Here is a 23,325-nt window from a genome sequence, read left to right on the forward strand (position 1 = left end):
TGGTTTATAGAGTTTTTGCTGTTGTTAAACGTGATGAACCTTTTGTCAGAATGGCTGTGTAATTGGGGTTTAAATTTGTTAAAAAAAAACTTTAAAAAAAATTTGTTTTTAACTTAGAATACTCAATGTAATAAAACGGTTTAGGCAAACAAGAAAACAAACAGAAAAAGCGTAGTAATGTTTTTTATCTTGCGCGGAATGGCATCTATTCAGCGCCCCTAATGGAGTCAACAATGTTCAGTATCGAATCAGGGATGGAAGTATAACAATTGTAGTTCTTTGTGATTTTCTGTTTGGGTTCAGGGAATTTCCCCCTGTATGCTTTAAGGGAATTATCTTTCATAACTTTTTCCATAAAGTGTCCAAATATCGGTAAAGCTGCATGGCCTCCTTCGCCCAGTTTGTTGCCCGGACGGAAATGTATGCAGCGCTTTTCACCACCGATCCATGCACCGCTCACAAGTTTCGGAGACACACCCACAAACCAACAGTCGCTGTGGTTTGACGACGTGCCTGTCTTACCGCCGTATTCCGTTCCGTCTTTGAAAATGTTGTAGCTCCAGAGGTTCTGTACTGTGGAGCCTCGTTCTTTCAGTCCGGCTTTAAGCATCTCCTGCAACAGAAATGCGGTTTCATAATCTACGGCCTGGTACTTTTGAGGTTCGTATTTCCACAAAACTTTACCGTTGCGGTCTTCGATGCGTGTTACCAGTACTGGGGCTTCGTACATCCCATCGGCAATAACAGAGGCATATGAATTCACCAAATCCAGCAGCGTTACTTCGCCGGAACCGAGGCTTATCGAAGGTACTTCGTCCAGTTTTGTTCTGATGCCAAGCCGGTAGGCATATTCAATAACTTTATTGATGCCGACTTCTCTTGCAAGCGTTACGGCAATGCTGTTGATTGAATTGGTGAAGGCTGAGCGCAGGCTTACAGGGATATTGTAGAAAAACCCGTTGACATTATGTGGCCGCCAAACCATATCCTTGCCGTTTTCCTTGTACTTCCAATCAATGTACTGGTCTCTGCGCATGTCGCATGGTCCCAGTCCGGAAGCAAAAGCAGCGGCATAATCAAACAGTTTGAACGTGGAGCCCGGCTGCCGCTCCGACTGTGACACATGGTCGTACCTGAAGAATCTGTAATCAATGTCGCCCACCCATGCCCTTATATAACGATTGTCTGGCTCAATGGCAACAAAGCCAACTCGCAGCAGGCGCATGCAATAACGTATGGAATCCATGGGGCTGAGTAAAGTATCGGCAACTCCTTTCCTGCTGTGGTATAATTTCATTTGTATAGGCTTCGTCATCAGTGCAAGGGCGGAATCCTGGCTGCCGGTTATTTTTCTGAGAGCCTTGTACCTCCCGCTTTCCATGGCATTGCTGCGGATGAAGTTTGGTATCTCACGGTAACTGGCATCGCGCCATGGATTCTCGTTGCCCCAATGTCTGTTGAATTCCCGTTGTAAGAAGTCCATTTGATTTTTTACAGCTTCTTCGGCATACTTCTGCATGCGGGTATCAATGGTGGTATAAATTTTCAATCCCGAAGTGTAGATATCGAGTTTGTTGTCCTTGCACCAGTTCTCTATAGCGTTGGCCACTGCCATTCTGAAATACGGCGCCTGACCGTATGACAGGTCTTCGTCACTGTAATTGATACCCAGCGGCAAAGCGGAAAGAGAATCACATTCCTTTTCCGTTATAAGTTTTTCTCTTTGCATGACCTTAAGCACCACGTTCCTGCGTTTAGTGCATTTTTCGGGCTTACGTAACGGGTTGTAAGTAGTTGGCGCCTTGAGCATGCCCACCAGCATAGCGATATGTTCCGGCTTTAGTTTGGATGGGGTGGTTCCGAAATATACCCTTGCTGCAGTCTTTATTCCAAAAGTATTGTTGCTGAAATCAACGGTGTTGAGGTACATGGCCAGTATTTCTTCTTTGGAGTAAAACACTTCTATTTTAAAAGCGCCTATCCATTCTTTCATTTTCATGACCACAACCCTGACGTAAGGGATGTACTCCAGCAATCCTTTGGAATATGCAGTGCGCGATTTGTACATGTTTTTAATCAGTTGCTGGGAGATGGTGCTGGCGCCCCGGTAATTCCCTTTGAACCAGTCGCGGAAAGCCGAGAGCAGCCCTTTGAAGTCGATGCCGAAGTGCGAATAAAAATGCTGGTCTTCTGTGGCTATCAGAGTTTTGACCAGCATGGGCGACAGCTCGCTGAAATCAACGGGCGTGCGGTTCTCCTTGAAAAACCTGCCTATCATCTTCCCATCGGCGCTGAATACCTCAGAGGCGACGCTCTGTTGCGGGTTCCTGATATCGGATATGCGCGGCGACCTGCCGAACAACCACAGGAAATTGATGTTCATAAGTAAAAGAAAAAGCAGGAAAAAAATGAAGGCAAACGCCACGGTGCGCAACACCCTGATGTACAAGCGGCGCTTTTTATTTATTTCTTTCCTTGCCTGCCGCCATTGTTTAAACTGAGATAAGATGTTCCATAGTTTTGCTCTTAATAGTATGGCTTTGAGTTTTATCCGTGCAAAGATGTCCTTCAGCATAGTTTGCAAAGGTACGAAAATGTGAGCAGATATAATTTATAATAGATTACGATACGTTTAGAAATATTGATATGAAATATCAACTGATACAATGTTGCGCCTCTTTAAGTTATTATAAGATTCAAATCAGGGAGTGAATTAGCTTATGATGTGTAGTAAAATAATTTTTAATTTAAAATCTAAACTTCTGTAGTATTAGGTTGTAGTTTTTTTCATTGACCGATAATTAATTCTTTACAAAAATGTTTTACCTATGTTTTACCCTTTGTCGAAAATTAGGATTTAATCATTTAATTATCAATCGTTTAGGTCGTTAAAACTGTGACTCCGGGGGGACTCGAACCCCCAACCGACAGAACCGGAATCTGCTATTCTATCCAATTGAACTACGGAGCCAATCGCTTGCAAAAATAATAATTATCAAGGAATTATCCTGATGTTTATTTGTTTTGATTCTCCATGGAAAGAATGTAACTTTGCTTACAAAATATATAACCATGATCACAAAAGCACAAATTGATGATTTCTATAAACAAGGAACCATTGCCATTATAGGCGTATCAAGAAATAAAAGAAAATTCGGCCGCACGGTGTACGATGAACTCCGGAAAAAAGGCATTAGCGTGGTTCCGGTAAACCCCAATACCTACAATATAGAAGGGGAGAAGTGCTTCAAAGAAATTGCAGCCCTGCCGCAGGAGATAAAAGCTGCTGTTATCCTTACCCCCAAACCAAAAACACTGGAAGCTGTGCAGCAATGTACAGGCAAGGGGATAACAAATATCTGGGTACAGCAAGGGTCGCACACCAAAGAAGTGCTGGACTATGCCGGCAAAAATAATATAAACATGATCCACGGCAAATGTATCATGATGTTTTCTCAGCCGGCCGGCATGCATAAATTTCACCGCTCTGTGATGAAGTTTTTTGGCAGGTTGCCAAAATAATTTTCTATGGAAAAGCCATACCAGGAACTTATTATTTATTACCTGAGCGGTACCGGAAATGCTTTGACCTCGAGCCGCTGGATGGCTGAAAAAGCTGAGGAAAAGGGCTTGGCTGTTCAGTTGATGCCCGTCGACCGACAAAAGTTTATCGAAAAACCTGATGTCAAAGGAAAGGCTTTGGTGGGGTTTTGTTATCCCACACATGGGTTTGGCACTCCTTGGCTGATACTGAAGTTTTTCTGGAGGTTTCCCAGGATAAAAAATGCGCATGTATTCTTAAGCAGCACCCGTGCCGGTTCGAAGATGAGTAAGCTGTTTTTGCCCGGCCTTAGCGGTGTAGCCATGTGGGTGCCTTTTTTATTGTTATTGCTGAAAGGGTACAGAATAAAAGGAATGCTGCCTATCGACCTGCCTTCAAACTGGATCAGCATACACCCGGGATACAGGAAAAAAGTCATTGCTTCGATGTTCCAGCGTTGCGAAGGCATTGTTAAGCGCTTTGCTGACCGGGTAACCGATGGAAAAAGTTTTTTTCATTACTGGGTATTTGTCATGCTGCCGATTGATATCGCTATAATTCCGATCACTTTCGCGTATCAGTTATACGGGCGGTTCTTTCTGGCAAAGCTTTTTATTGCCACCGACAAATGCAATGCCTGTGGTATCTGTTATGAAAAATGTCCTGCAAATGCTATCAGGATGTACGGCGCAAGGCCATACTGGACGCTTCACTGCGAAAGCTGCATGCGCTGCATCAATCTTTGTCCTGAGAAAGCCATACAGGTTTCGCATCTGCTCTTAGCGATGATCTTTATTACAGTTTCAGCGCTGCCGATATATGCTTTGATTTTCAGGTTTTTTGGCACTTTGCCGGATACTGCTTTTAAAATTACCGAAAGTTTGCTGAATTGGGGTGTTACATTGCTTATGTATATCTTAATTTACTTAGTAGTGTTTTTTCTTCTGAAATTCAAAATTTTTAATCTGTTATTTGAATATACCTCCCTGACCCGGTATTGGCGAAAATACAAAGCTCCCGGTGTTAAGGCCGGCGATTACAAAATGCCCGGCAGCAAAAAAAAATAAAAACTCAGATTTGATTTTTCTTTTCGATCCTCGCTGCGATCTGTATGCTGATTTCGTATAACAGGTACAGCGGAATGGTTACCAGCGCAAGGGTAAACGCATCCGTGGATGGCGTGATGATGGCTGCGATGATCAGTATTACTACAAATGAATGTTTCCGGTATTTCTTCAGAAATCCGGCGCTGATCAGTCCGATTTTAGCAAGAAAATAGATAAGCGCGGGCAATTCAAAGATGATGCCTGTTGAAAAGGGGATGACAGCTATGGTGGAGATATATGAGCCTATCGTAATATGGTTGGTGATCTGCGAACTCAGCTCATAGTTGGCCAGAAAATAGATGCTTAAAGGCAAAATGACGAAATACCCGAACACCAGCCCGAGAAAAAATAAAATCAGGATGTAAAAAACGATACGTCCCGAGTGTTTTATCTCATCAGCAGACAGGGCAGGGCGTACAAAGCGCCATAAGCACCAAAGTATGTAAGGAAACGCTAAAATAAAACCAGTTAAAAACGATATGACCATATGCCAGCGGAATTGCCCTGCTATGGTAAGGTTTATCAGCCTGAAATCAAAACTTTCTATGCAAAGCGAATCGGTATTCACCAGTGAGCCCAGCCTGCATAACAGCCGGTAAGTAATAAAATCCTTGTCTTTTGGATTAAGAATAATAGTATTGAAAATAAAATCCTTAAAAAAGAACGCTGCTATTGATAAAACAAAAAAAGCTATTAATGATCGGATAACGAATGCACGTACGACTTCCGCATGTTCCCAGAAAGAGGCATCTTCCTTTTTGCCGGCAAGCTGGCTCAACAGGAACTTAAACATAAAGGTAGAGATTATTTAGGCTCATTGCCTCTGTCGGATGTTGATGTATCGTTTTTACCACTCACTTCATCCAATTCGTCCATTATTTCGCTTTTCCCTTTTTTAAATTCGCCAACACCCCTGCCCAGGCCACGCATCAGTTCGGGGATTTTTTTTCCGCCGAACAGTACCAGTATGATGATGGCAATGATAATGATTTCCTGCCCACCAATGATACCAAGTAAAACAGTTTGCAAAGACATAAAAATTGTTTTTGATATTACAAACTTACACTTTTTTTACGGATTTTCAATGAATTATTAAAAATGTAAAAAAAATTATTTAGAATTTGTTTAAATAACAAAAAATCGTAGTAATTTTGTAGCCCAATAAAAAAAAATGAAACCAAAAATATTTTTTCTCTGGATTTTAATGATGCCTTCCATACTGCTGCATGCCCAGCAGGGAAGCATCAAAGGTCGTGTGCTCGATGCTGTGAACAACGAAGCCCTGCCTTTTGTCAATATTGTTATACAGGGCACAGCTACAGGAACTTCTACAGATATTGACGGCAAATACGAAATAAAAAACCTGAAACCCGGCACCTATACAATCATTGCCACTTTTGTGGGCTATAAAAACAAGATCATGTATGAAATTGATGTGAATTCTGTTTCGGCTGCAGTTGTGAACATATTGATGGAGCAAACGGTTGAAGACCTCAGCGGTGTTGAAATTAAAGCATCGCCTTTTGTAAAGAAGGAAGAAAGCCCTATTTCCATGCGCACCATCAGCGCCAATGAATTGTCGCGATATCCGGGAGGCAACCGTGATATTTCCAAAGTGATTCAATCCTTTCCGGGTGTAGCAGCTACGGTTGCCTATCGAAATGACATTATTATCCGCGGTGGCGCTCCCAACGAAAACAGGTTTTATCTTGACGGTATTGAAGTGCCTAACATCAACCATTTTGCCACGCAGGGCTCCTCGGGTGGGCCGGCAGGCATGCTGAATATTGATTTTATCAGGGAAGTGGAGTTTTCTTCGAGTGCATTTCCTGCAAACAGAGGCAATGTTATGAGTTCCATCATGGAGTTTTATCTGAGAGATGGAAATACGGATAAAGTTGGCGGAAAATTTACCATTGGAGCCAGTGATATTGGGCTCTCTCTTGAAGGGCCACTGCATAAAAATTCGTCGTTTATATTGTCGGCAAGGCAGTCATATCTTAAATTATTGTTTGGTTTGCTGAAGTTGCCGTTTTTGCCAACTTATAATGATTTTCAGCTTAAATACAAATGGAAGCCGAATAATAAAAATGAAATCACAGTGCTCGGATTGGGAGCCATTGACCGTTTTAAGCTGAATACAAAATTACAGGAGAGCGGCACCGACCAGCAAAAATATCTTTTAAGGTATCTGCCTGTAACCAATCAGTGGAACTATATGATAGGTGCCAAGTATGTGCATTTTTTTAAAGAAAGCTATCTGACCGCTGTATTAAGCAGGAATTTTCTTAACAACAAATCGAACAAGTATCAAAACAATGTTGAGGAGCAGGAAAACCTGCTTCAGGATTACCGTTCTCAGGAAGTTGAAAATAAATTCAGGATAGAGCATACAGCACGTCTTAACAAAGCTATCAAAATTAATTTCGGACTGAATGTGGAATATGATAAATACAATAATTCCACTTTCAACAAAATTGCCACACCTTTCGGGGTGGATACCATAGATTTTAAATCGGAATTTGATATGTGGCGCTATGGTGTATTCGGACAGGCAAGTTTTTTACTTTTCAGGGACAGGTTTGCCTTATCGCTGGGATTAAGAATGGACGGCAACGATTATGATGAGTCCATGAAGAACCCTCTGCACCAGATATCACCCAGGGTGTCTTTTACCGTTCGTTTAACAGATGACCTGACTCTGGTTACAAATGCAGGATGGTACTATCAATTACCGCCATATACTGTTTTAGGATACAGGGATGTAAATTATGAAATGGTTAATCGTAATAACAATGTTTCTTATATTAATGTGTATCATTTGGTGGCAGGGGTTGAATACCTCACAAAGTTTAACATGAAAATCAATGCAGAAGGATTTTATAAGGTATACAGCAAATATCCTTTCCTGGTGCGTGATTCTATTTCGCTGGCCAACCTGGGCAGTGATTTTGGTATAATCGGCAACGACGAAGTGGTGTCAACATCCAAAGGCCGCAGCATGGGTATTGAAGTGATGGCTCAACAGAAGCTATATAAAGGATTTTATGGCATCGTAACATATACTTTTGTCAAAAGTGAATTTAAAGATAAAAACAACCAATACGTATCTTCTTCCTGGGATAATGAACATATTGTGAATATTACGCTGGGCAAGTCGTTTAAGCATTATTGGGATGTAGGTGTGAAATGGAGGTTTTCAATGGGCTCGCCTTATACACCTTATGATTTTGAGGCCACCCGCACCATTGCTAACTGGAATGTCAGTTACAGGGGAATACCCGATTATGACAAGTTAAACAGCATGCGTGCCAAACCTTTTCACAGCCTTGATATCCGGGTGGATAAAAAGTTTTTCTGGAAAGTTCTTGCTTTGAGTATCTATGTTGACATACAAAATGTTTATAATTTTAAAAGCGACCAGGCACCTATAATTGATATCGTCAGGGATGAAAATGGGGAGCCTGTGATTGACCCTATAGACCCCGGAAAATATAAGGCGCAATATATTGAAAACCCAAGTGGTTCCATATTGCCAACTCTCGGGCTGATTATAGAGTTCTAGTTTAGAAAAGAAAAGCTGTAAAGAACTTACTGAACGTAGATACTAACAGCTCCGGAAGATTGCAGGGAGGATTGTATGATAAGGCTCTGTTCGCCGGTACCGTCATCAATAGCCAGCGCTGCTGTGTTTTGTGAGAGAAGGCCTTCGCTGTTCACAAAGAGCAAAAGATAATTGTAACCCAGATTTGGCAGTTCTACCTGGAGTTCTTTTTTAGTGGCTTCCAGCGTGTAGCTGTCCAGTATTATTTTATCATTTAAGACTAAAGTAACCACATCGCCGTCAATTTCTCCGCTATCCCAAAGCCAAATCGTGATGTTTTTACCGGTAACATAAATAGTTCCCTGATCCACCACCGGACGTCCTTCATATTCTGAGGGCATATTAGGCGTCAAGACAGATTTTTCGCATGAAGTCGCCATCACACTGAGGATGGCCATGATAAAAAAAGGAAAATAAAAACTTTTCATTTTGATGTGATTTTGTGGCAGTTTAACAAAGATATAAAATAAAACATATAAAATAAACAATATCATTTATTTGTCAGAATTCTTAATAAAACCTGTCAAGTTTGCTGTTTTCGCATAAAAGCATTATTTTTGATATAAATGCTAAAATTATCACATGACTTCAGCAGAAATTATAGGCCGGCATAAAAGTATTTGCAGAAAAGCTGCAGGAATGAAAATCTTCGATGCATTGTATGAACTGCAAAAAACACTTGAAAATGTAACAGTGGATGAATTTCATAACGAACTGCTGTATTGCAGGGAAACTTATTTCAATGTTTTGAAATACACCATGAAGGGCGTTGACGACCCCAAGCGTATGCTTGTTCTCAATTCATTGGTAATTATGCTGTTCGAGCTGGCTGACAAGATAAAGGAATATTATCTTGAAAAGAATAATCCGGCTCTTTATACCATGAAGAAGAAAAAAAACAACAGTGCCGAACAACTAAAAAATCAATTCAGCGGGCTAATTGAAAGTAAAAAAGTTTTGCAAGATAAAGCTACTATCGAGAATAAATTATTTTATAAAGATTTATTTGAATACATTGTTTATACAGATAAACTCAGTGATTCGGACATCATTTTTATTAACAGAATATCAAAAGAGCTGGCTAATGAATGGTATTACCTCTGCAATATTGTCAGTGCACTTACTATAAGTATGCTGAGGTACTTTGATGTGTCAAAGATGGATATGGTTTTTAAATATTATAAAACCGGCATTTCACAGGTTTCGCAACGTGCACTTGTAGGGATGGTATTATTATTTTATGTTTATGATGAAAGAGTAAACTTGTATAAAGGCTTGAATGACAAAATCAACAAAATATATGCAGAAAACGAAATACCCGAACAGGATTTGTTAAGTGTTATTATTCAATTTCTGAAGGCAAAAGATACAGAGCGTATCACACGTAAAATGAGGGAAGAGATAATTCCTGACATTCAAAAACTTACTCCGCGTATTGAAGATAAGCTTGATTTGAAAAATATACTATCCGAGGATTTTTCTGCTGACAAAAATCCCGACTGGGAATCCATACTCGAAGATGCCCCGGAACTCCTGAATAAAATGGAAGAACTTTCCAAAATGCAGCTTGAAGGAATGATGTTTTTATGAGTGCATTTTCTATGTTGAAAAATTTTGAATTTTTTGGTAGTATATCAAATTGGTTCCTTCCTTTCTGGAAAACAAACCCTGATGTTGACAACATGCTTCAGAACGAAGATAATTTATCGGGCAATGCTTTTCTTGATTTACTTGAAAAATCCACTTATATGTGCAATTCTGATAAATATTCTTTTTTACTTAACCTGAAGCTGATGCCCCAACAGCAAAAAAGCATGTTACTGAACATGTTCAATGCAGAACTGGAGGGCATGGATGAACTGGCAAGAGAGGATGAAATGCTCAATATGTCGGTAAAAAACAATACGATTATTATTCAATATATACAGGACATTTACCGCTTTTTTAAATTATATCATAATAAAGGAGATTTTGAAGACATTTTTTTAACAAAGCTTGATTTTTATAACAAAAATTTCATCAATGCTATTTGCCGCGAGCCCAAATTCATATTAAAAATTGCTGATTTTTATTTTAAAACCGAAAATTATACAGAAGCCCTTGAGGTTTTTCAGCTTTATTTAAAAACAGAAAAACCTGATATGGATATACTGCAAAAAGCAGGGTACTGCATGCAGCGGAATAAAAAATACCAGGAGGCTCTTGAATACTACCTGAAAGCTGAATTATTCGGTTCCGGGGTGCCCTGGCTTATTAAAAAAATAGCTTATTGTTACCAATGCTTACGCAATTATAACAAAGCTCTGGAATATTATAATGAAGCTTCACGATTAGAAGAAGACAATCCGCAGGTCATTATGAATATTGCCAATTGTTATCTCAACCTGGAAGATTATAAAAAAGCGCTTAATTATTATTATAAAATTGAATTTTCATTTAAGGAAAACACCGGCATATACAGGCCAATAGCATGGTGTCTTTTTGTTCTTGGCGATTTAAAAAAATCAGAGGAATATTTTCTGAAACTCATCGAATATTCCTTGGCCAATCCTTATGATTATATGAACTACGGGCATGTTCTCTGGGCAAAAGGCCAAAGAGAAGAAGCATCGGTATATTATTTGAAAAGCCTCGACAGCATGGGAAACAACTTCAGTAGATTTACCAACAGCCTGAATGCCGATTCTCAGCACTTAATAAGATACAACATTCCTAAGGAAGAAATTCAACTGATGCTCGATTACCTCAGCTTTATGCTTGAGAATAATTAATGTGCCTGTATGAACTTATTATTTTATTTTTGCAGCAAAACAAAAAAAAATGTTATGTTTAAAGTAAATGAATATTTCGGGGGCAAAGTAACATCTCTTTCTTTTGAAACTCCCGAAGGAAAAGCTACAGTTGGCGTTATTGCTGAAGGGGAATACGAATTCGGCACATCAACCGTTGAGCACATGACCGTAATTTCCGGTGTTATGCATGCCTTGCTTCCGGGTGAAACGGAATGGAAAGAATACAAAGAGTTTGATACTTTTATTGTAGCGAAAGACGTAAAATTTAAGATGAAAGTTAAGGGCGATACAGCATATCGTTGCCTGTACAGATAGTAAGACAGGTAAAGCAGTGAACAACCCTGTTAAAATTTCAGGGTAAGTTTTACCCCTCCTGATAAATTTTTAATATGGTTGTAAGCTGTCGAGTTCATGGTGGGTTCAATGCGCATACTCAGGTCGTTTGAGATGTCGAATTTGTAAAGGTGCCCGTCAACAGCGGCATCAACAATGTTGAGTATGTATAAAAGGCTGCCGAAAATACAGGTTAATTCAAAGTTACGCCGGTAATAATTCCAGTTGTCATAAAGCAGCTCTTTTGAAGAGATACCCGGGAAATAATCAGTAGCCGTACTGTCAAGCCCTGTTCGAAATACATAGGTTTCTTTATATTTATTAAACTTTGTATAATAATCATAACCCAGGTAGCCAATCACCCCAAAGCCTACATAAATGATAGGTAATTTCCAGTATTTTTTGTTATAGATTTGGCCAAGCCCCGGTAAAGCCGCCGACATCCATGCTGCTTTTCGCGGGGAGTGCAGTTTGGGTTTTATGGTGTCTTTAGCAGCCGCTACTTTTTGCTTTATGGTTTCTCTGTCAACTTCCTTAATGACGATATTCTTTTCTATGAGGGTATCGGCTTTGGTAGTATCTACGATGACTCCCTGTGAGTAAGCTTCACACGTTAGTACAGTAAGAATAAAGGGTAGTAAATATTTTAAAAAGCGAAACAACATAGTATCGTTTATTTCAACTTCTCAATGATGTTGTTTAGTTCATCATCGGAGTTGAATGAAATAACGATTTTTCCTTTACCTTTATTATTGTATTTTACATCCACAGGGGAATGAAGTTTTTCGGAAAGTATTTTTTTTGCATCATGGATTTTCTGGGGAATTTCATTTGCAGTTTCGTGCTTTTGGTGTTTTTTCTCTGAAGAATCCTTAACCATTTTTTCAACACTTCTTACAGACAGCTCTTTTTCAATGATCATCCTGAATATCTGCATTTGGAGTTTGTAGTCATCCATGGCAGCAATAGCTCTTGCATGTCCCATAGTTAATTTTTCTTCTTTCAGTGCTTTTTGAATTACTTCAGGAAGCTTGAGCAGCCGAAGGTAATTTGTTACGGTACTGCGTTTGGAGTTCACTTTCTGGCTGAGTTGTTCCTGAGTAAGGTTGCATTCTTCTACCAGACGCTGGTAAGAGAAAGCGATTTCCATAGGGTTTAAGTCTTTGCGATGTATGTTTTCTATCAACGCCCATTCGAGCATTTGTTCGTCATCGGCAATTCTGATGTAGGCCGGAATTTCTTCCATACCTGCTATTTGTGCTGCTTTAAATCGCCTTTCGCCGGTAATGAGTTGGTATTTGTCAAAACCCAGCTTGCGAAGTGTAACAGGTTGAATCATGCCGTGAATTTTGAGTGATTCGGCAAGCTCTTGCAGCTCGGTTTGATCAAACACGTCACGGGGTTGAAAAGGGTTAGCTTCTATCTGTGATAATTTAATACTGGTTACAGCGCCGGCAACATATTTTCCCATCACATCACTCTTACTTGTGATATCCGTTTCAGGATTTTCAAGCAGGGAACTTAGCCCTCTGCCTATAACGCTGTTTCTTTTTTTAGTTGACATCAGGATTGATTATTTTATCGCTTTGTTTGTATCTTGTTAAATCGTTTTTTTGTAAAATTTCTCTTGCAAGGTTGAGGTAATTTATTGCGCCTTTGCTTTCAGCGTCGTACATGATGATAGTTTCACCAAAACTGGGAGCTTCACCGAGTTTGGTGTTTCGTTGTATGATGGTGTCGAACACCATTTGCTGGAAATGGGTTTTTACTTCTTCAACAACTTGGTTTGATAGGCGTAAACGCTGGTCGTACATGGTAAGCAATATGCCTTCAATGTCAAGCTCGGGATTCATGTGCGACTGTACTATTTTGATAGTGTTAAGTAGTTTACCCAGGCCTTCAAGGGCAAAATATTCGCATTGCACTGGAATGATAACAGAATCAGCGGCGGTAAGAGAATTAATTACAATGAGCCCAAGTGAGGGGGAACAGTCAATAATTATAAAGTCATAGCAGTCTTTGATTTTTGCGATTACTTTCCGCATCATTTTCTCGCGGTAAGGCTGGTTTATAAGTTCTATCTCGGCACCTACCAAGTCAATATGGGCGGGAAGTAAATCAAGGTAAGGGGTTTTGGTATTAAGAATGATATTTTTTGGTTCCACATCTTCGATGATGCATTCATAAATGCTGGTTTTTATGTTTTTTGGATCAAAACCTACTCCAGAAGTAGCATTTGCCTGTGGGTCAGCATCTATCAGCAATGTTTTATGCTCGAGAACTGCAAGGCTGGCGCTGAGGTTGATTGCCGTGGTTGTTTTGCCGACTCCACCTTTCTGATTGGCAATTGCGATTACTTTTCCCATACAAAGTAAAAATTAGTATTCTTTTTACAAAAATAATCTCTTTTGTTTAATAGTGAAATAATGTTTTTCAAAAGTAATGCACAATATTCTCAACGGACAGTATGCTGGCTTATCCGTAAAGAGAAAACTCATTATATGGAAGGAGTGGCTTACTTGTCTGGTTCCGTTTCGCCAGCTATATCAAAGTTAACATCCGGCATTTCTTCACTGGTCAGCATCTCTTCTTCGGGTTCGGGAGCCGGTTTTTCTCCCGTATTGATAAAAGTTATGGTATCGTTAAGTCCTTTTAAAAATTTTTCAAAATCTTCACTGTACAGAAATATTTTGTGTTTTTCGTAAAAAAACTTCCCCGATTCATTGTTGAAACGTCTTTTACTTTCGGTAATGGTGAGGTAAAAGTCTTCGTTACGGGTAGATTTTACATCGAAAAAATAGGTTCTTTTCCCTGCCCTTACTGCTTTAGAGAAAATATCCCCACGGTCATTTCTTTCTTTAAATTCTTTCTCTTCCATTTTAATTCGTTTTTGGTTGTTACAAAAATAAAAAAAATCTTAATTATATTAAGAAAGGACAAATTTTTATGTAAAAAGGTTGTCAGAAAATTGATTTTATCATTTTCTGATGCCGGGAAAATATTTTTTATGGTAAAATAATGGTTGGAGCTTTCTGGGGCACAGAAATGTTTTTTTTGGCCTTATTTACAGCAATTGTTGCTGCTATTACTGAATAGGCGGGGGCAAATATAAAACCTACAACCGGAATGAAGAAAAAAACGAAATAAAAAACCATGCCGTTGGATATGGCCATTCCCCTGTTTTTGCGCATATATCTGATGCTTTCCCCAATATTCATCCTTGCTCTTTCATTTGAATAGTCTATCATAGAAAAACCGTAAAAATAACACGTAATAAAGAAAATAAAAACAGGGGCCAGCCATCTGATGATAGGAATAAACGCAATAAAAAAGAATAAGATAGTAAAACTTGTTTCTATCAGAAGGTTTCTTATTGCAATGAGAATTCCGCGTCGAATGTCTGTTAAAAATTGTTTCATGCGGAAAGGGTAATTGATGCCTGTGAGCAGTTTGTCTGTTTTTTCAGACAATATTGCAAGGACAGGAGAGATGAGCATCAGTACTATGTAACGGTAAATAGAAAAATATAAAAAGAATAAAATCACATAAAGAATTATTTTAATTGCCCATTTAAAAAAAACGACTAAATATTTCCAGAACCTTGAGGAAGTTGATGATAGACCCGTTACATCCTGCAACCACTCCGTGAACTGATTGAAATAGTGCCACCCAAAAAAAACAAGTATTATAAGCAGGCTTACATTAATGATAGCTGGCAGAAGAACATATCCCCACAATTTGTGTTTTATGATAAGTTTGTGGGCATCGGAGTATGTATTAAACCCTATACGGAAGTTTGGGAAAAGCGCCATAAGTTATGATTTGCCTTTAAAGGCTTTTTTTACATTTTTACTTATTTTTGAGATACGTTCGATATTTTCCTGTATAGGAGATTTTGTCAATCCTCCCAGGTTCATAACCGAAGTATCATGCTGATAGGAGTGTTGCTCAGGATAAATGATAATAAAACTAAATTTAATAAAGCTTTTAGAAAGTATTTTTGGCAGGGAAGATAAATAACTTGTATGTGATATCGTATTTTCACGTGCAGATATCCAGATGAGCAAATCCGTATAGTTTAAGTGATTGGTAAGTCCCTCAAGATTTTCATAGTCGCTGAAATCAACAAAGTTTGTAGCAGGTATTTTTGAATAGTCAAGATCTTGTTTTAACTGCAAAAGAGTGTCGCCCGATACAAAAACTAAAACTTTTGCCGAAAGCTCTTTTGCCAATATAGCAATTTGCCGCATCCACTTTTTGTAACCCGGTTCAAATTCGGCATTAGGTGGAACAAATATTACCAGGCGTTTGAAATAACCATAAGGGTGTAAAGCTTTTACAACAAACATCATTTGGTTATTTCGTGGCAGGACATTTTCCAGAATTCCACCGAAAATGCTTTGAGATGTGGAAGTCTGACCGTTCCATCCCAGCACAACCTTAGTAATAGTAAGCTCACTAATAGCCCGGTTGATGCCGTTAGCAACAGTAACATCAATATGTGATACCATTTGTATGGTTTGTTCTTCGGTGACTGCCTGCCGGGCAATTTCTTCTATCCTTCTGCTTTTTACAAGAATATCATAACGTGCTTCCGGTGAATCAATGTTGCCTAAAACAACATTCAGCGGGTATATTGGCTCTTTAGAATGCCTGTTTTTTATGAGGATGGCAAAGTTCATGAGTGTTTCAATGGTGTTTGGGTTTGAAACGGCAACAAGTATTCTCTGAGGGCTGCTTACATCATCCCTGATTATGCTTTTTTCAGTTTTTGCCAGCTTTCTCCCGGAATTTTCTGTAACAAACGAACTTATCAGGCAACTGATAAATATAACAAGCACAGTTCCATTTAATATGCTGATATCCAGTAATCCTAAGTTATAGCCTACGAGAATAAGGGCAATGGTTGCGGCTGCATGAGAACTGCTTAATCCGAAAAGAACATTGCGCTCGGTACCAGAAAACCCGTAGATCTTTTGTGTAGTAAAAGCAGCAAGGTATTTCGTAATTTCAGCGGTAATAATAAGTATTCCTGCAATAATCAGCGCATCATATCCATTAAGGAGTACCTTAAGGTCAACGATCATGCCAACGCTAATCAGGAAAAAGGGAATAAATATGGTATTGCCGATGAAAATTGTCCGGTTCATGAGCACGGAGGATGAAGGTATCAAAGAGTTTAAAGCCAGTCCTGCCATAAATGCGCCGATCATCGGTTCAATTCCTGCTATTTCCGCTAAAAAAGCCGATCCGAATAATACACACAAAACATAAATATATTGACCGCTGCTATCTCCAGCAATTTTCTTAAAAAACCATCTGCTAATAAGAGGAACTATCAAAAGCATGATCAGCATAAATACTGTTAACATACCTATTAAAACAATCCAAAACATCAAGTCCATTTCTCCTGTATAAACCCTGCTGATAATTGCCAGAAGCAGCAATACGGCAGTATCGGTAATAATAGTGCCCCCAATCACAGTGCTCATTACGCGGTTCTTTGTAATGCCAAGTTTGCTTGCAATAGGATAAGAAACCAGTGTATGTGTCGAAAACATGCTTGAAAGCAGAAGTGAAGCCAGGATACTGAGTTTTAAAAAATAATAACAAACAAAAAAGCCCAGCACCAGCGGAATAATAAATGTTAATATGCCGAAAACAATGCTGCGTGAACGGTGCTTTTTAAAGTCAACAAGGTCTATCTCAAGCCCAATAAGAAACATGATGTATAACAGGCCGAAGGCGGCAAACATCCCCATACCGTTTTCGGGTGCAATGATATTGAACCCGTGAGGGCCAAGAAGAACCCCTGCAATGATAAAACCCACGATGCCAGGGATATGAAGTTTCTTAAGCAAACGCGGCGCAAGAAAAATGATGATAAAAACCAGTAAAAAAATAAGGATGGAGTCGGTGATAGGGAATTGAATTTTTTCTAAAAATTCCACGACAAATTTTTCGTAAAAGTACTAAAAATATTAATAAAATTCCTGTATTCTACAGAATATTAACTTCAGGTGTAAGTTCTAAATTAAATTGTGAAAGAATGCTTTTTTGTATTTCCTGAGCAAGTTCAAGTACATCTTTCCCTGAGGCTTTGCCATAATTAATCAGAATAAGCGGCTGTTTCTCATAAACCCCAGTTTCGACTTTTCTGTATCCTTTCCAACCGCATTGTTCGATAAGCCAGGCTGCCGAAACTTTGTAACTCTCTTCACCGGTCTTGTAAAAAACAATATTTGGGTGTTCCTGCTGAAGTTGGTTAAATAATTTTTTAGTAATGACAGGGTTCTTGAAAAAACTACCTGCAGAACCAAGTTTTTTAGTACAGGGTATTTTCCTTTCGCGGATGTTTTGAATAGCTTTACTGACAGCTTGCAATGTAATTCCTTCAGGAGAGATTCGTTTAACTTCTTCTCTTACTCCGCTATAAGTAAGGTTATAAGATGATTTTTTTGATAAAGTGAAAACTATTGATGTTATCACTACTTTTCCTTTTAACTCATGTTTGAAAATGCTATCCCGATATCCAAAACGGCAATCTTTTTTTGCGAGGCTTATTTTTTGCTTGTTTTTCAGGTCAAGACATTTTACTTCCAAAATGCTATCTTTCACTTCGGTACCATAAGCACCAATATTTTGTATGGGGCAACTTCCTACCTGCCCGGGTACCCCCGTTAGGTTTTCAAGCCCATAATATCCATTGGCAACACAATATGTCATCAAGTCTTCCCATAATTCCCCTGCAGCGGCTTCCAAAGTAATGGTATCAGTATTTTCATCAACTCTAATAATCCCTTTGTTGGCAATATGTGCCACTAATCCTTCAAAATCTTTCGTAAAAAGGATGTTGCTACCTCCGCCCAGGAGCAAAAGAGGCATCTTATTTATTATGTCTGAACCTAAAAGTTCAATGAAATCATTGTCGTTTTTAATTTCTATAAAATTCCGGGCTTTTACGTCAATACCAAAAGTATTGTATGGCTTTAGCGATATGTTTTCCTGAAACTGTAGCATCCGATTATCTTTTTGTATTGTTATGCTTACAGGCGGCCTCTATAAAAGCTGAGAAAAGGGGATGTGGATTCAGGACAGTACTTCGGTATTCCGGATGAAACTGCACTCCAATAAACCAGGGGTGTTTAGTGTATTCCATTATTTCAACCAGTTGATTTTTTTCGTTTATTCCTGCAGCTATCATTCCTTCTTTCTCAAACTGTTCAAGGTAATAATTGTTAAATTCATAGCGATGACGGTGACGCTCTGCTATTTCTGATATTTTGTAAATGCTGTATGTTTTAGTGCCTTCCTTAATGCTACATTCGTATGCTCCGAGACGCATCGTGCCGCCTTTGTTTGAAACTTTTTTTTGCTCTTCCATGATGTCTATTACGGGATGAGAAGTAGCAGGATTCATTTCTGTGGAATGAGCGTCATTCATATATAAAACATTACGGGCAAATTCCACAACAGCGCATTGCATGCCAAGACAGATTCCCAAAAATGGAATGTTCTTTTCCCTGGCATAGCGTATGGATGTGATTTTTCCTTCAATGCCTCGTTCTCCGAAGCCGGGAGCCACTAATATCCCATTCATGCCCTCAAGTTGTTGAGGAACGTTTTCCGGAGTGATATGTTCTGAATGTACCAGTTTCAAATTCACTTTGCACTGCAATGATGTTCCTCCATGGACAAAAGATTCGAGAATGGATTTGTAGGCATCTTTCAGCTCAACATATTTTCCAACCAGGGCAATGTTTACCTGTGAATGAGGGTTTTTTAATTTACACAGGAATTTATTCCATTTATCCAGGTCAGGCTCTTTGTCGTAAGGCATTCTTGTTTTCTCAAGTACTTCCACATCAAGCATTTCTTTGTGCATAAGCAAAGGTACATTATATATCGTTTCCGTGTCTATGGATTCGATGACGGAACGCGGGGAAACATTACAAAACAGTGCGATTTTATATTTCAGCCCATCACTGAGAGGTTTTTCGGAACGGCATACAAGTATGTCGGGCTGAACTCCCAGTTCTAAAAGAGTTTTAACAGAATGTTGTGTCGGTTTTGATTTTAATTCTCCGGCAGCAGCCAGGAAAGGCACTAATGTCAGGTGAATGACCACGCAGTTATTTTCTCCGAGTTCCCATTTCATCTGTCGTACAGCTTCAATAAAAGGCAGTGATTCTATATCACCGACTGTGCCTCCAATTTCAGTAATAATAAAATCCCATTTGCCTTCTTTAGCCAGCAAACGGATACGGTATTTTATCTCGTCGGTGATATGGGGAATTACCTGAACGGTGTCGCCCAGATAATCACCGCGTCTTTCTTTTTCGATAACAGCCTGATAAATTCTCCCTGTAGTGATATTGTTAGCCTGTGATGTGGAAACATTGAGAAAACGTTCGTAATGCCCAAGGTCCAGGTCGGTTTCAGCACCGTCATTTGTTACAAAACATTCTCCGTGTTCGTAAGGATTAAGGGTGCCGGGGTCAATATTAATATAGGGGTCAAATTTTTGAATGGTTACCGAATAACCACGTGCCTGAAGTAGTTTTGCCAGAGAAGCGGAAATAATACCCTTTCCAAGAGATGAAACAACTCCACCTGTGACAAAGATGTATTTTGTCTGTTGCATAGTTGTATTATTAAGAAACAAATTAAAACATAAAAGAAATATCGTGAAAGACCATATTCATTATTTTATTAACAGCATAATACACCTTATAGCAAATGCTTTTGCTCATTATGTTCTGATTGTAAGAAATTTTTAGAGTTATTAAAGGTAATTTGTTAAATAATTGTTGGTTTTTTTGCCTGATTGTATTGAACCCTGATTTAAATTTTTATTAATATTGCTGTCTGATGACAATTTATTTTTGATAAGATAATGGATAGAATTAAACACATTGGTTTTGATAATGAGGAATACCTTAAGGAACAAACTACAGCTATTCTTGAACGGGTAAGCCGCTTTGACGATAAATTATATTTGGAATTCGGAGGTAAAATTCTTTATGATTATCATGCAGCAAGAGTATTACCGGGATTTGACCCCAATGTAAAAATGAGATTACTTCAACTTTTAAAAGACAAAATTGATGTAATCATGTGTATTCATGCAGGAGATATTGAGAGAAAAAAAATAAGGGCAGACTTCGGAATTACTTATGATGTGGATGCACTGAAAACCATAGATGATTTCAGGGAATGGGGCTTGGATGTTACGGCTGTGGTTATTACCCGCTATCAGAACCAGCCTACTGCAAGATCCTTTAAAAACAAATTAGAGTTAAGAGGGGTAAAGGTATATTTACATTACCCTACAAAAGGGTATCCAACAGATGTTGACCTGATAGTAAGTGACCAGGGATATGGTGCTAATGAATACATCTGCACAACACATCCCATTGTGATTGTAACTGGTCCCGGTCCTGGCAGTGGCAAACTTGGAACATGCCTGTGCAACCTGTACCATGAATATAAAAAAGGAGTCAAAGCCGGGTATGCAAAATTTGAAACATTTCCAATCTGGGACTTGCCATTACAACATAAGGTTAATGTTGCTTATGAAGCTGCAACAGCAGATCTGAAAGATGTTAACATGATTGATACACACCATCTGAAAGCTTATAATGTTGAAGTCGTTAACTATAACCGTGATATTGAAGCGTTTCATCTTCTGAAAAGGATACTTGAAAAAATAACGGGAGGAGAATCCATGTATAAATCTCCCACGGATATGGGTGTTAACCGGGCAAGCTCTGGGATTGTTAATGAAGATGTTATTTCCGAAGCTGCTCATCAGGAAGTTATTCGCAGATATTTCAGGTGCGCTGTGGAGTATGCTTTAGGCCTTATAGATAAAGACACTCTTGAGCATATCAACAATATAATGAAAAAAGTTGGTGCACATGTTGAAGACAGGAAGGTTGTGCTCCCTGCAAGGGAAGCTGCAAAAAGTGCAATGGAAAGTGGAAAAGGAAATGCAGGTTTATTTTGCGGAGCTTCTATTGAATTAAATGACGGCACCATTATAACCGGTAAAAATTCTCCGCTTCTCCATGCCTCTTCAAGCTTGATATTAAACGCCTCAAAATATCTTGCGGGCCTGCCCGATAGTATGTGCCTCATACCCCAGAACATTATTGACTCGGTAACTTATCTTAAAAAAGATATTTTAAATGGTAAAATGGTCAGCCTGAATTTGGATGAAACGCTTATAGCGCTTGGGATAAGCGCTATATCAAATCCTGCCGCACAGATGGCAATGGAAAAACTAAAGCATCTGCGTTATTGTGAAGTTCACCTGACTCACATCCCAACTCTTGGCGATGAAGCGGGACTGAGAAAATTGAAAGTAAACCTGACCTGCGACCCTGAATATTCAAGCAAAAGCCTATTTATAAGCGAATGAATTTATTGGTAGTTGTGTTTAAACCATCTGTTCGATTTATTATGACTTAAATGTTGAACCATTTTTGAAGTAAAACATTGTCATTTTCAAATGTATTAATGCACTTAAACTCATTTGTTTTTGGGAAGTATTTATAGTTTTCTGACCATTTTTTAAAGTTTTTCGCTACTTTATTAATCGCATCAATTATAAAATATAGTTCTGTGTTGGACATGGTTGGGTGTAAGGACAGGCGGATCCACCCGGGCTTTTCAGAAAGGTCGCCATGAGTGATTTTGGAAGTTATATGTTTGGATTTCTGGTAACTGACATCAAGCAGAAAATGCCCATAAGTTCCTGCACAGGCACAGCCGCCTCGCACTTGAATTCCAAAACGGTCGTTAAGCAGTTTTACAGCAAGGTTATAATGTAACCCGTCAATATAAAAAGAAATTACACCAAGCCTATGCCTGATATTATCAGCGAGGATATGAATGCCGGGAATTTTCGGAAGTTTGGAAAAAGCTATTTTAAGCAATTCTTCTTCGCGTTTCATCATATTTAGAGTGCCCATTTTATTTTTCAGCTCAATACATAATGCTGTCCGGATAGCCTGTATAAATCCAGGAGTTCCTCCGTCTTCACGGGCTTCAATATCGTCAATGTATTTGTATTGCCCCCAGGGGTTAGTCCAGTCAACGGTGCCGCCCCCGGGTTGGTCGGGCGCATAGTTAGGGTATAATGATGAATCAAAAATCAGTACCCCTGAACTGCCGGGGCCACCAAGAAATTTATGTGGTGAAAAATATATGGCATCGAGTTTTTCAAAAGGGTCGGCGGGATGCATATTGATGTCGCAGTAAGGTGCCGAAGCAGCAAAATCAACAAAGCAAACTCCGCCATATTGATGCATAAGTTTTGCCATTGCATGATAAGGAGTTGTTATTCCTGTTACATTTGAACACGCTGTGAAGGAACCTATCTTGAATTTACGGTTTTTGTACTTTTTAAGTTCTTTTTCCAATTGATTCAGGTCCACAAGCAAGTCTTTGCCAGGGCTTACCAAAATGACATCCGCATTCGTTTCATACCATGATGTATGGTTGGAATGATGTTCCATGTGGGTAATAAACACCACCGGTTTTTCCCTTTGTTGAATGCATTTGCTTTTGTTTATCATCCCGCAGCTGCGTAAACCAAGAATGCGCTGTAGTTTATTGACAACGGCTGTCATACCAAAGCCTGCAGTGATAATAACATCGTTGGAGGAGGCATTTACGTGTTCTTTTATCTTATGATGTGCCAGATGGTATGAAAGAGTCATCAGGGTGCCTGTTTTAGTAGTTTCCGTGTGCGTGTTTCCTACATAAGGCCCGAAATTGTGTGTAATTTTTTTTTCAATAGGTTGATACAGCCTACCGCTGGCAATCCAGTCGGCATATATCATTTTAACTTTCCCGTAAGGCGTTTCAAAAATCAAATCGTTTCCAATGATGTTTTTTTTGAAAGCAGCAAAATGTTTTTCAAGAGAGGTCATTTAAAGATTA

The 23,325-nt window shown here is 39.0% G+C and carries 20 protein-coding genes and 1 tRNA gene; 7 read left to right on the top strand and 14 right to left on the bottom strand.

Features of this window, described 5'->3' with window-relative positions; genetic code table 11:
* Positions 1 to 205 precede the first annotated feature (205 nt).
* Both M0R16_07825 and M0R16_07830 read right to left on the bottom strand, forming a co-directional pair.
* A complete protein-coding gene (locus M0R16_07825; protein ID MCK9612797.1) occupies positions 206 to 2,575 on the bottom strand; it encodes a penicillin-binding protein in 2,370 nt (789 codons plus the stop codon).
* A gap of 322 nt (positions 2,576 to 2,897) precedes the next feature.
* Positions 2,898 to 2,971: transfer RNA gene (locus M0R16_07830), tRNA-Arg, on the bottom strand.
* A 101-nt stretch (positions 2,972 to 3,072) separates the two neighbouring features.
* Here M0R16_07830 and M0R16_07835 point away from each other — a divergent pair.
* Positions 3,073 to 3,522 carry a CoA-binding protein gene (locus M0R16_07835; GenBank protein ID MCK9612798.1) on the top strand — a complete coding sequence of 150 codons (450 nt, stop codon included), beginning with the start codon at positions 3,073 to 3,075 and terminating at the stop codon, positions 3,520 to 3,522.
* A 6-nt stretch (positions 3,523 to 3,528) separates the two neighbouring features.
* Positions 3,529 to 4,608, top strand: a complete 1,080-nt coding sequence (locus tag M0R16_07840; GenBank protein ID MCK9612799.1) for an EFR1 family ferrodoxin — start codon at positions 3,529 to 3,531, stop codon at positions 4,606 to 4,608.
* Positions 4,609 to 4,612: 4 nt separating this feature from the next.
* Here the strand turns inward: M0R16_07840 and tatC are convergent, their stop codons facing one another.
* Positions 4,613 to 5,440 (bottom strand): twin-arginine translocase subunit TatC, encoded by an 828-nt coding sequence (gene tatC, locus M0R16_07845; GenBank protein MCK9612800.1) that lies wholly within the window; start codon positions 5,438 to 5,440, stop codon positions 4,613 to 4,615.
* A gap of 11 nt (positions 5,441 to 5,451) precedes the next feature.
* The gene (locus M0R16_07850; protein MCK9612801.1) at positions 5,452 to 5,682 is read right to left on the bottom strand and encodes a twin-arginine translocase TatA/TatE family subunit; all 231 of its coding nucleotides are present in this window, start codon (positions 5,680 to 5,682) and stop codon (positions 5,452 to 5,454) included.
* A 136-nt stretch (positions 5,683 to 5,818) separates the two neighbouring features.
* Between M0R16_07850 and M0R16_07855 the strand changes: the two genes are divergently transcribed.
* Complete coding sequence (locus tag M0R16_07855) at positions 5,819 to 8,212, top strand: TonB-dependent receptor (protein MCK9612802.1); 2,394 nt, start codon at positions 5,819 to 5,821, stop codon at positions 8,210 to 8,212.
* 26 nt (positions 8,213 to 8,238) lie between these two features.
* Here M0R16_07855 and M0R16_07860 read toward each other — a convergent pair whose 3' ends face one another.
* Entirely contained in the window at positions 8,239 to 8,679 is a 441-nt protein-coding gene (locus M0R16_07860) for a hypothetical protein (protein MCK9612803.1), read from the bottom strand.
* Positions 8,680 to 8,833: 154 nt separating this feature from the next.
* On the opposite strand from M0R16_07860, the gene M0R16_07865 reads away from it, so the two are divergent.
* From M0R16_07865 to M0R16_07875, 3 genes are read left to right on the top strand one after another with little or no spacing between them, the layout of a single operon-like run.
* Positions 8,834 to 9,841, top strand: a complete 1,008-nt coding sequence (locus tag M0R16_07865) for a hypothetical protein (protein ID MCK9612804.1) — start codon at positions 8,834 to 8,836, stop codon at positions 9,839 to 9,841.
* Complete coding sequence (locus tag M0R16_07870) at positions 9,838 to 11,022, top strand: tetratricopeptide repeat protein (protein ID MCK9612805.1); 1,185 nt, start codon at positions 9,838 to 9,840, stop codon at positions 11,020 to 11,022. The genes M0R16_07865 and M0R16_07870 overlap by 4 nt, the downstream gene beginning before the upstream one ends.
* Positions 11,023 to 11,076: 54 nt before the next feature.
* Complete coding sequence (locus M0R16_07875) at positions 11,077 to 11,358, top strand: pyrimidine/purine nucleoside phosphorylase (protein MCK9612806.1); 282 nt, start codon at positions 11,077 to 11,079, stop codon at positions 11,356 to 11,358.
* A gap of 29 nt (positions 11,359 to 11,387) precedes the next feature.
* Here M0R16_07875 and M0R16_07880 read toward each other — a convergent pair whose 3' ends face one another.
* From M0R16_07880 to M0R16_07915, 8 genes are all read right to left on the bottom strand, one after another.
* Positions 11,388 to 12,041, bottom strand: a complete 654-nt coding sequence (locus M0R16_07880) for a DUF5683 domain-containing protein (GenBank protein MCK9612807.1) — start codon at positions 12,039 to 12,041, stop codon at positions 11,388 to 11,390.
* 8 nt (positions 12,042 to 12,049) lie between these two features.
* Entirely contained in the window at positions 12,050 to 12,940 is an 891-nt protein-coding gene (locus tag M0R16_07885) for a ParB/RepB/Spo0J family partition protein (GenBank protein ID MCK9612808.1), read from the bottom strand.
* Positions 12,930 to 13,742 carry an AAA family ATPase gene (locus M0R16_07890; protein ID MCK9612809.1) on the bottom strand — a complete coding sequence of 271 codons (813 nt, stop codon included), beginning with the start codon at positions 13,740 to 13,742 and terminating at the stop codon, positions 12,930 to 12,932. The genes M0R16_07885 and M0R16_07890 overlap by 11 nt, the downstream gene beginning before the upstream one ends.
* 149 nt (positions 13,743 to 13,891) lie before the next feature.
* Entirely contained in the window at positions 13,892 to 14,254 is a 363-nt protein-coding gene (locus tag M0R16_07895) for a PUR family DNA/RNA-binding protein (GenBank protein MCK9612810.1), read from the bottom strand.
* A gap of 127 nt (positions 14,255 to 14,381) precedes the next feature.
* The gene (locus M0R16_07900) at positions 14,382 to 15,188 is read right to left on the bottom strand and encodes an EI24 domain-containing protein (GenBank protein ID MCK9612811.1); all 807 of its coding nucleotides are present in this window, start codon (positions 15,186 to 15,188) and stop codon (positions 14,382 to 14,384) included.
* Positions 15,189 to 15,191: 3 nt separating this feature from the next.
* Positions 15,192 to 17,327 carry a cation:proton antiporter gene (locus M0R16_07905; protein ID MCK9612812.1) on the bottom strand — a complete coding sequence of 712 codons (2,136 nt, stop codon included), beginning with the start codon at positions 17,325 to 17,327 and terminating at the stop codon, positions 15,192 to 15,194.
* Positions 17,328 to 17,376: 49 nt separating this feature from the next.
* Positions 17,377 to 18,396, bottom strand: a complete 1,020-nt coding sequence (murB, locus tag M0R16_07910) for a UDP-N-acetylmuramate dehydrogenase (protein MCK9612813.1) — start codon at positions 18,394 to 18,396, stop codon at positions 17,377 to 17,379.
* A 4-nt stretch (positions 18,397 to 18,400) separates the two neighbouring features.
* Complete coding sequence (locus M0R16_07915) at positions 18,401 to 20,020, bottom strand: CTP synthase (GenBank protein ID MCK9612814.1); 1,620 nt, start codon at positions 20,018 to 20,020, stop codon at positions 18,401 to 18,403.
* 252 nt (positions 20,021 to 20,272) lie between these two features.
* Here M0R16_07915 and M0R16_07920 point away from each other — a divergent pair, with 252 nt between their 5' ends.
* A complete protein-coding gene (locus tag M0R16_07920) occupies positions 20,273 to 21,799 on the top strand; it encodes a DUF1846 domain-containing protein (GenBank protein MCK9612815.1) in 1,527 nt (508 codons plus the stop codon).
* Between the two features lie 46 nt (positions 21,800 to 21,845).
* Here M0R16_07920 and M0R16_07925 read toward each other — a convergent pair whose 3' ends face one another.
* Entirely contained in the window at positions 21,846 to 23,315 is a 1,470-nt protein-coding gene (locus tag M0R16_07925) for an aminotransferase class V-fold PLP-dependent enzyme (protein ID MCK9612816.1), read from the bottom strand.
* Positions 23,316 to 23,325: the final 10 nt, after the last annotated feature.

It is taken from the genome of Bacteroidales bacterium, from assembly GCA_023228145.1.
Classification (GTDB): domain Bacteria; phylum Bacteroidota; class Bacteroidia; order Bacteroidales; family CAIWKO01; genus CAIWKO01.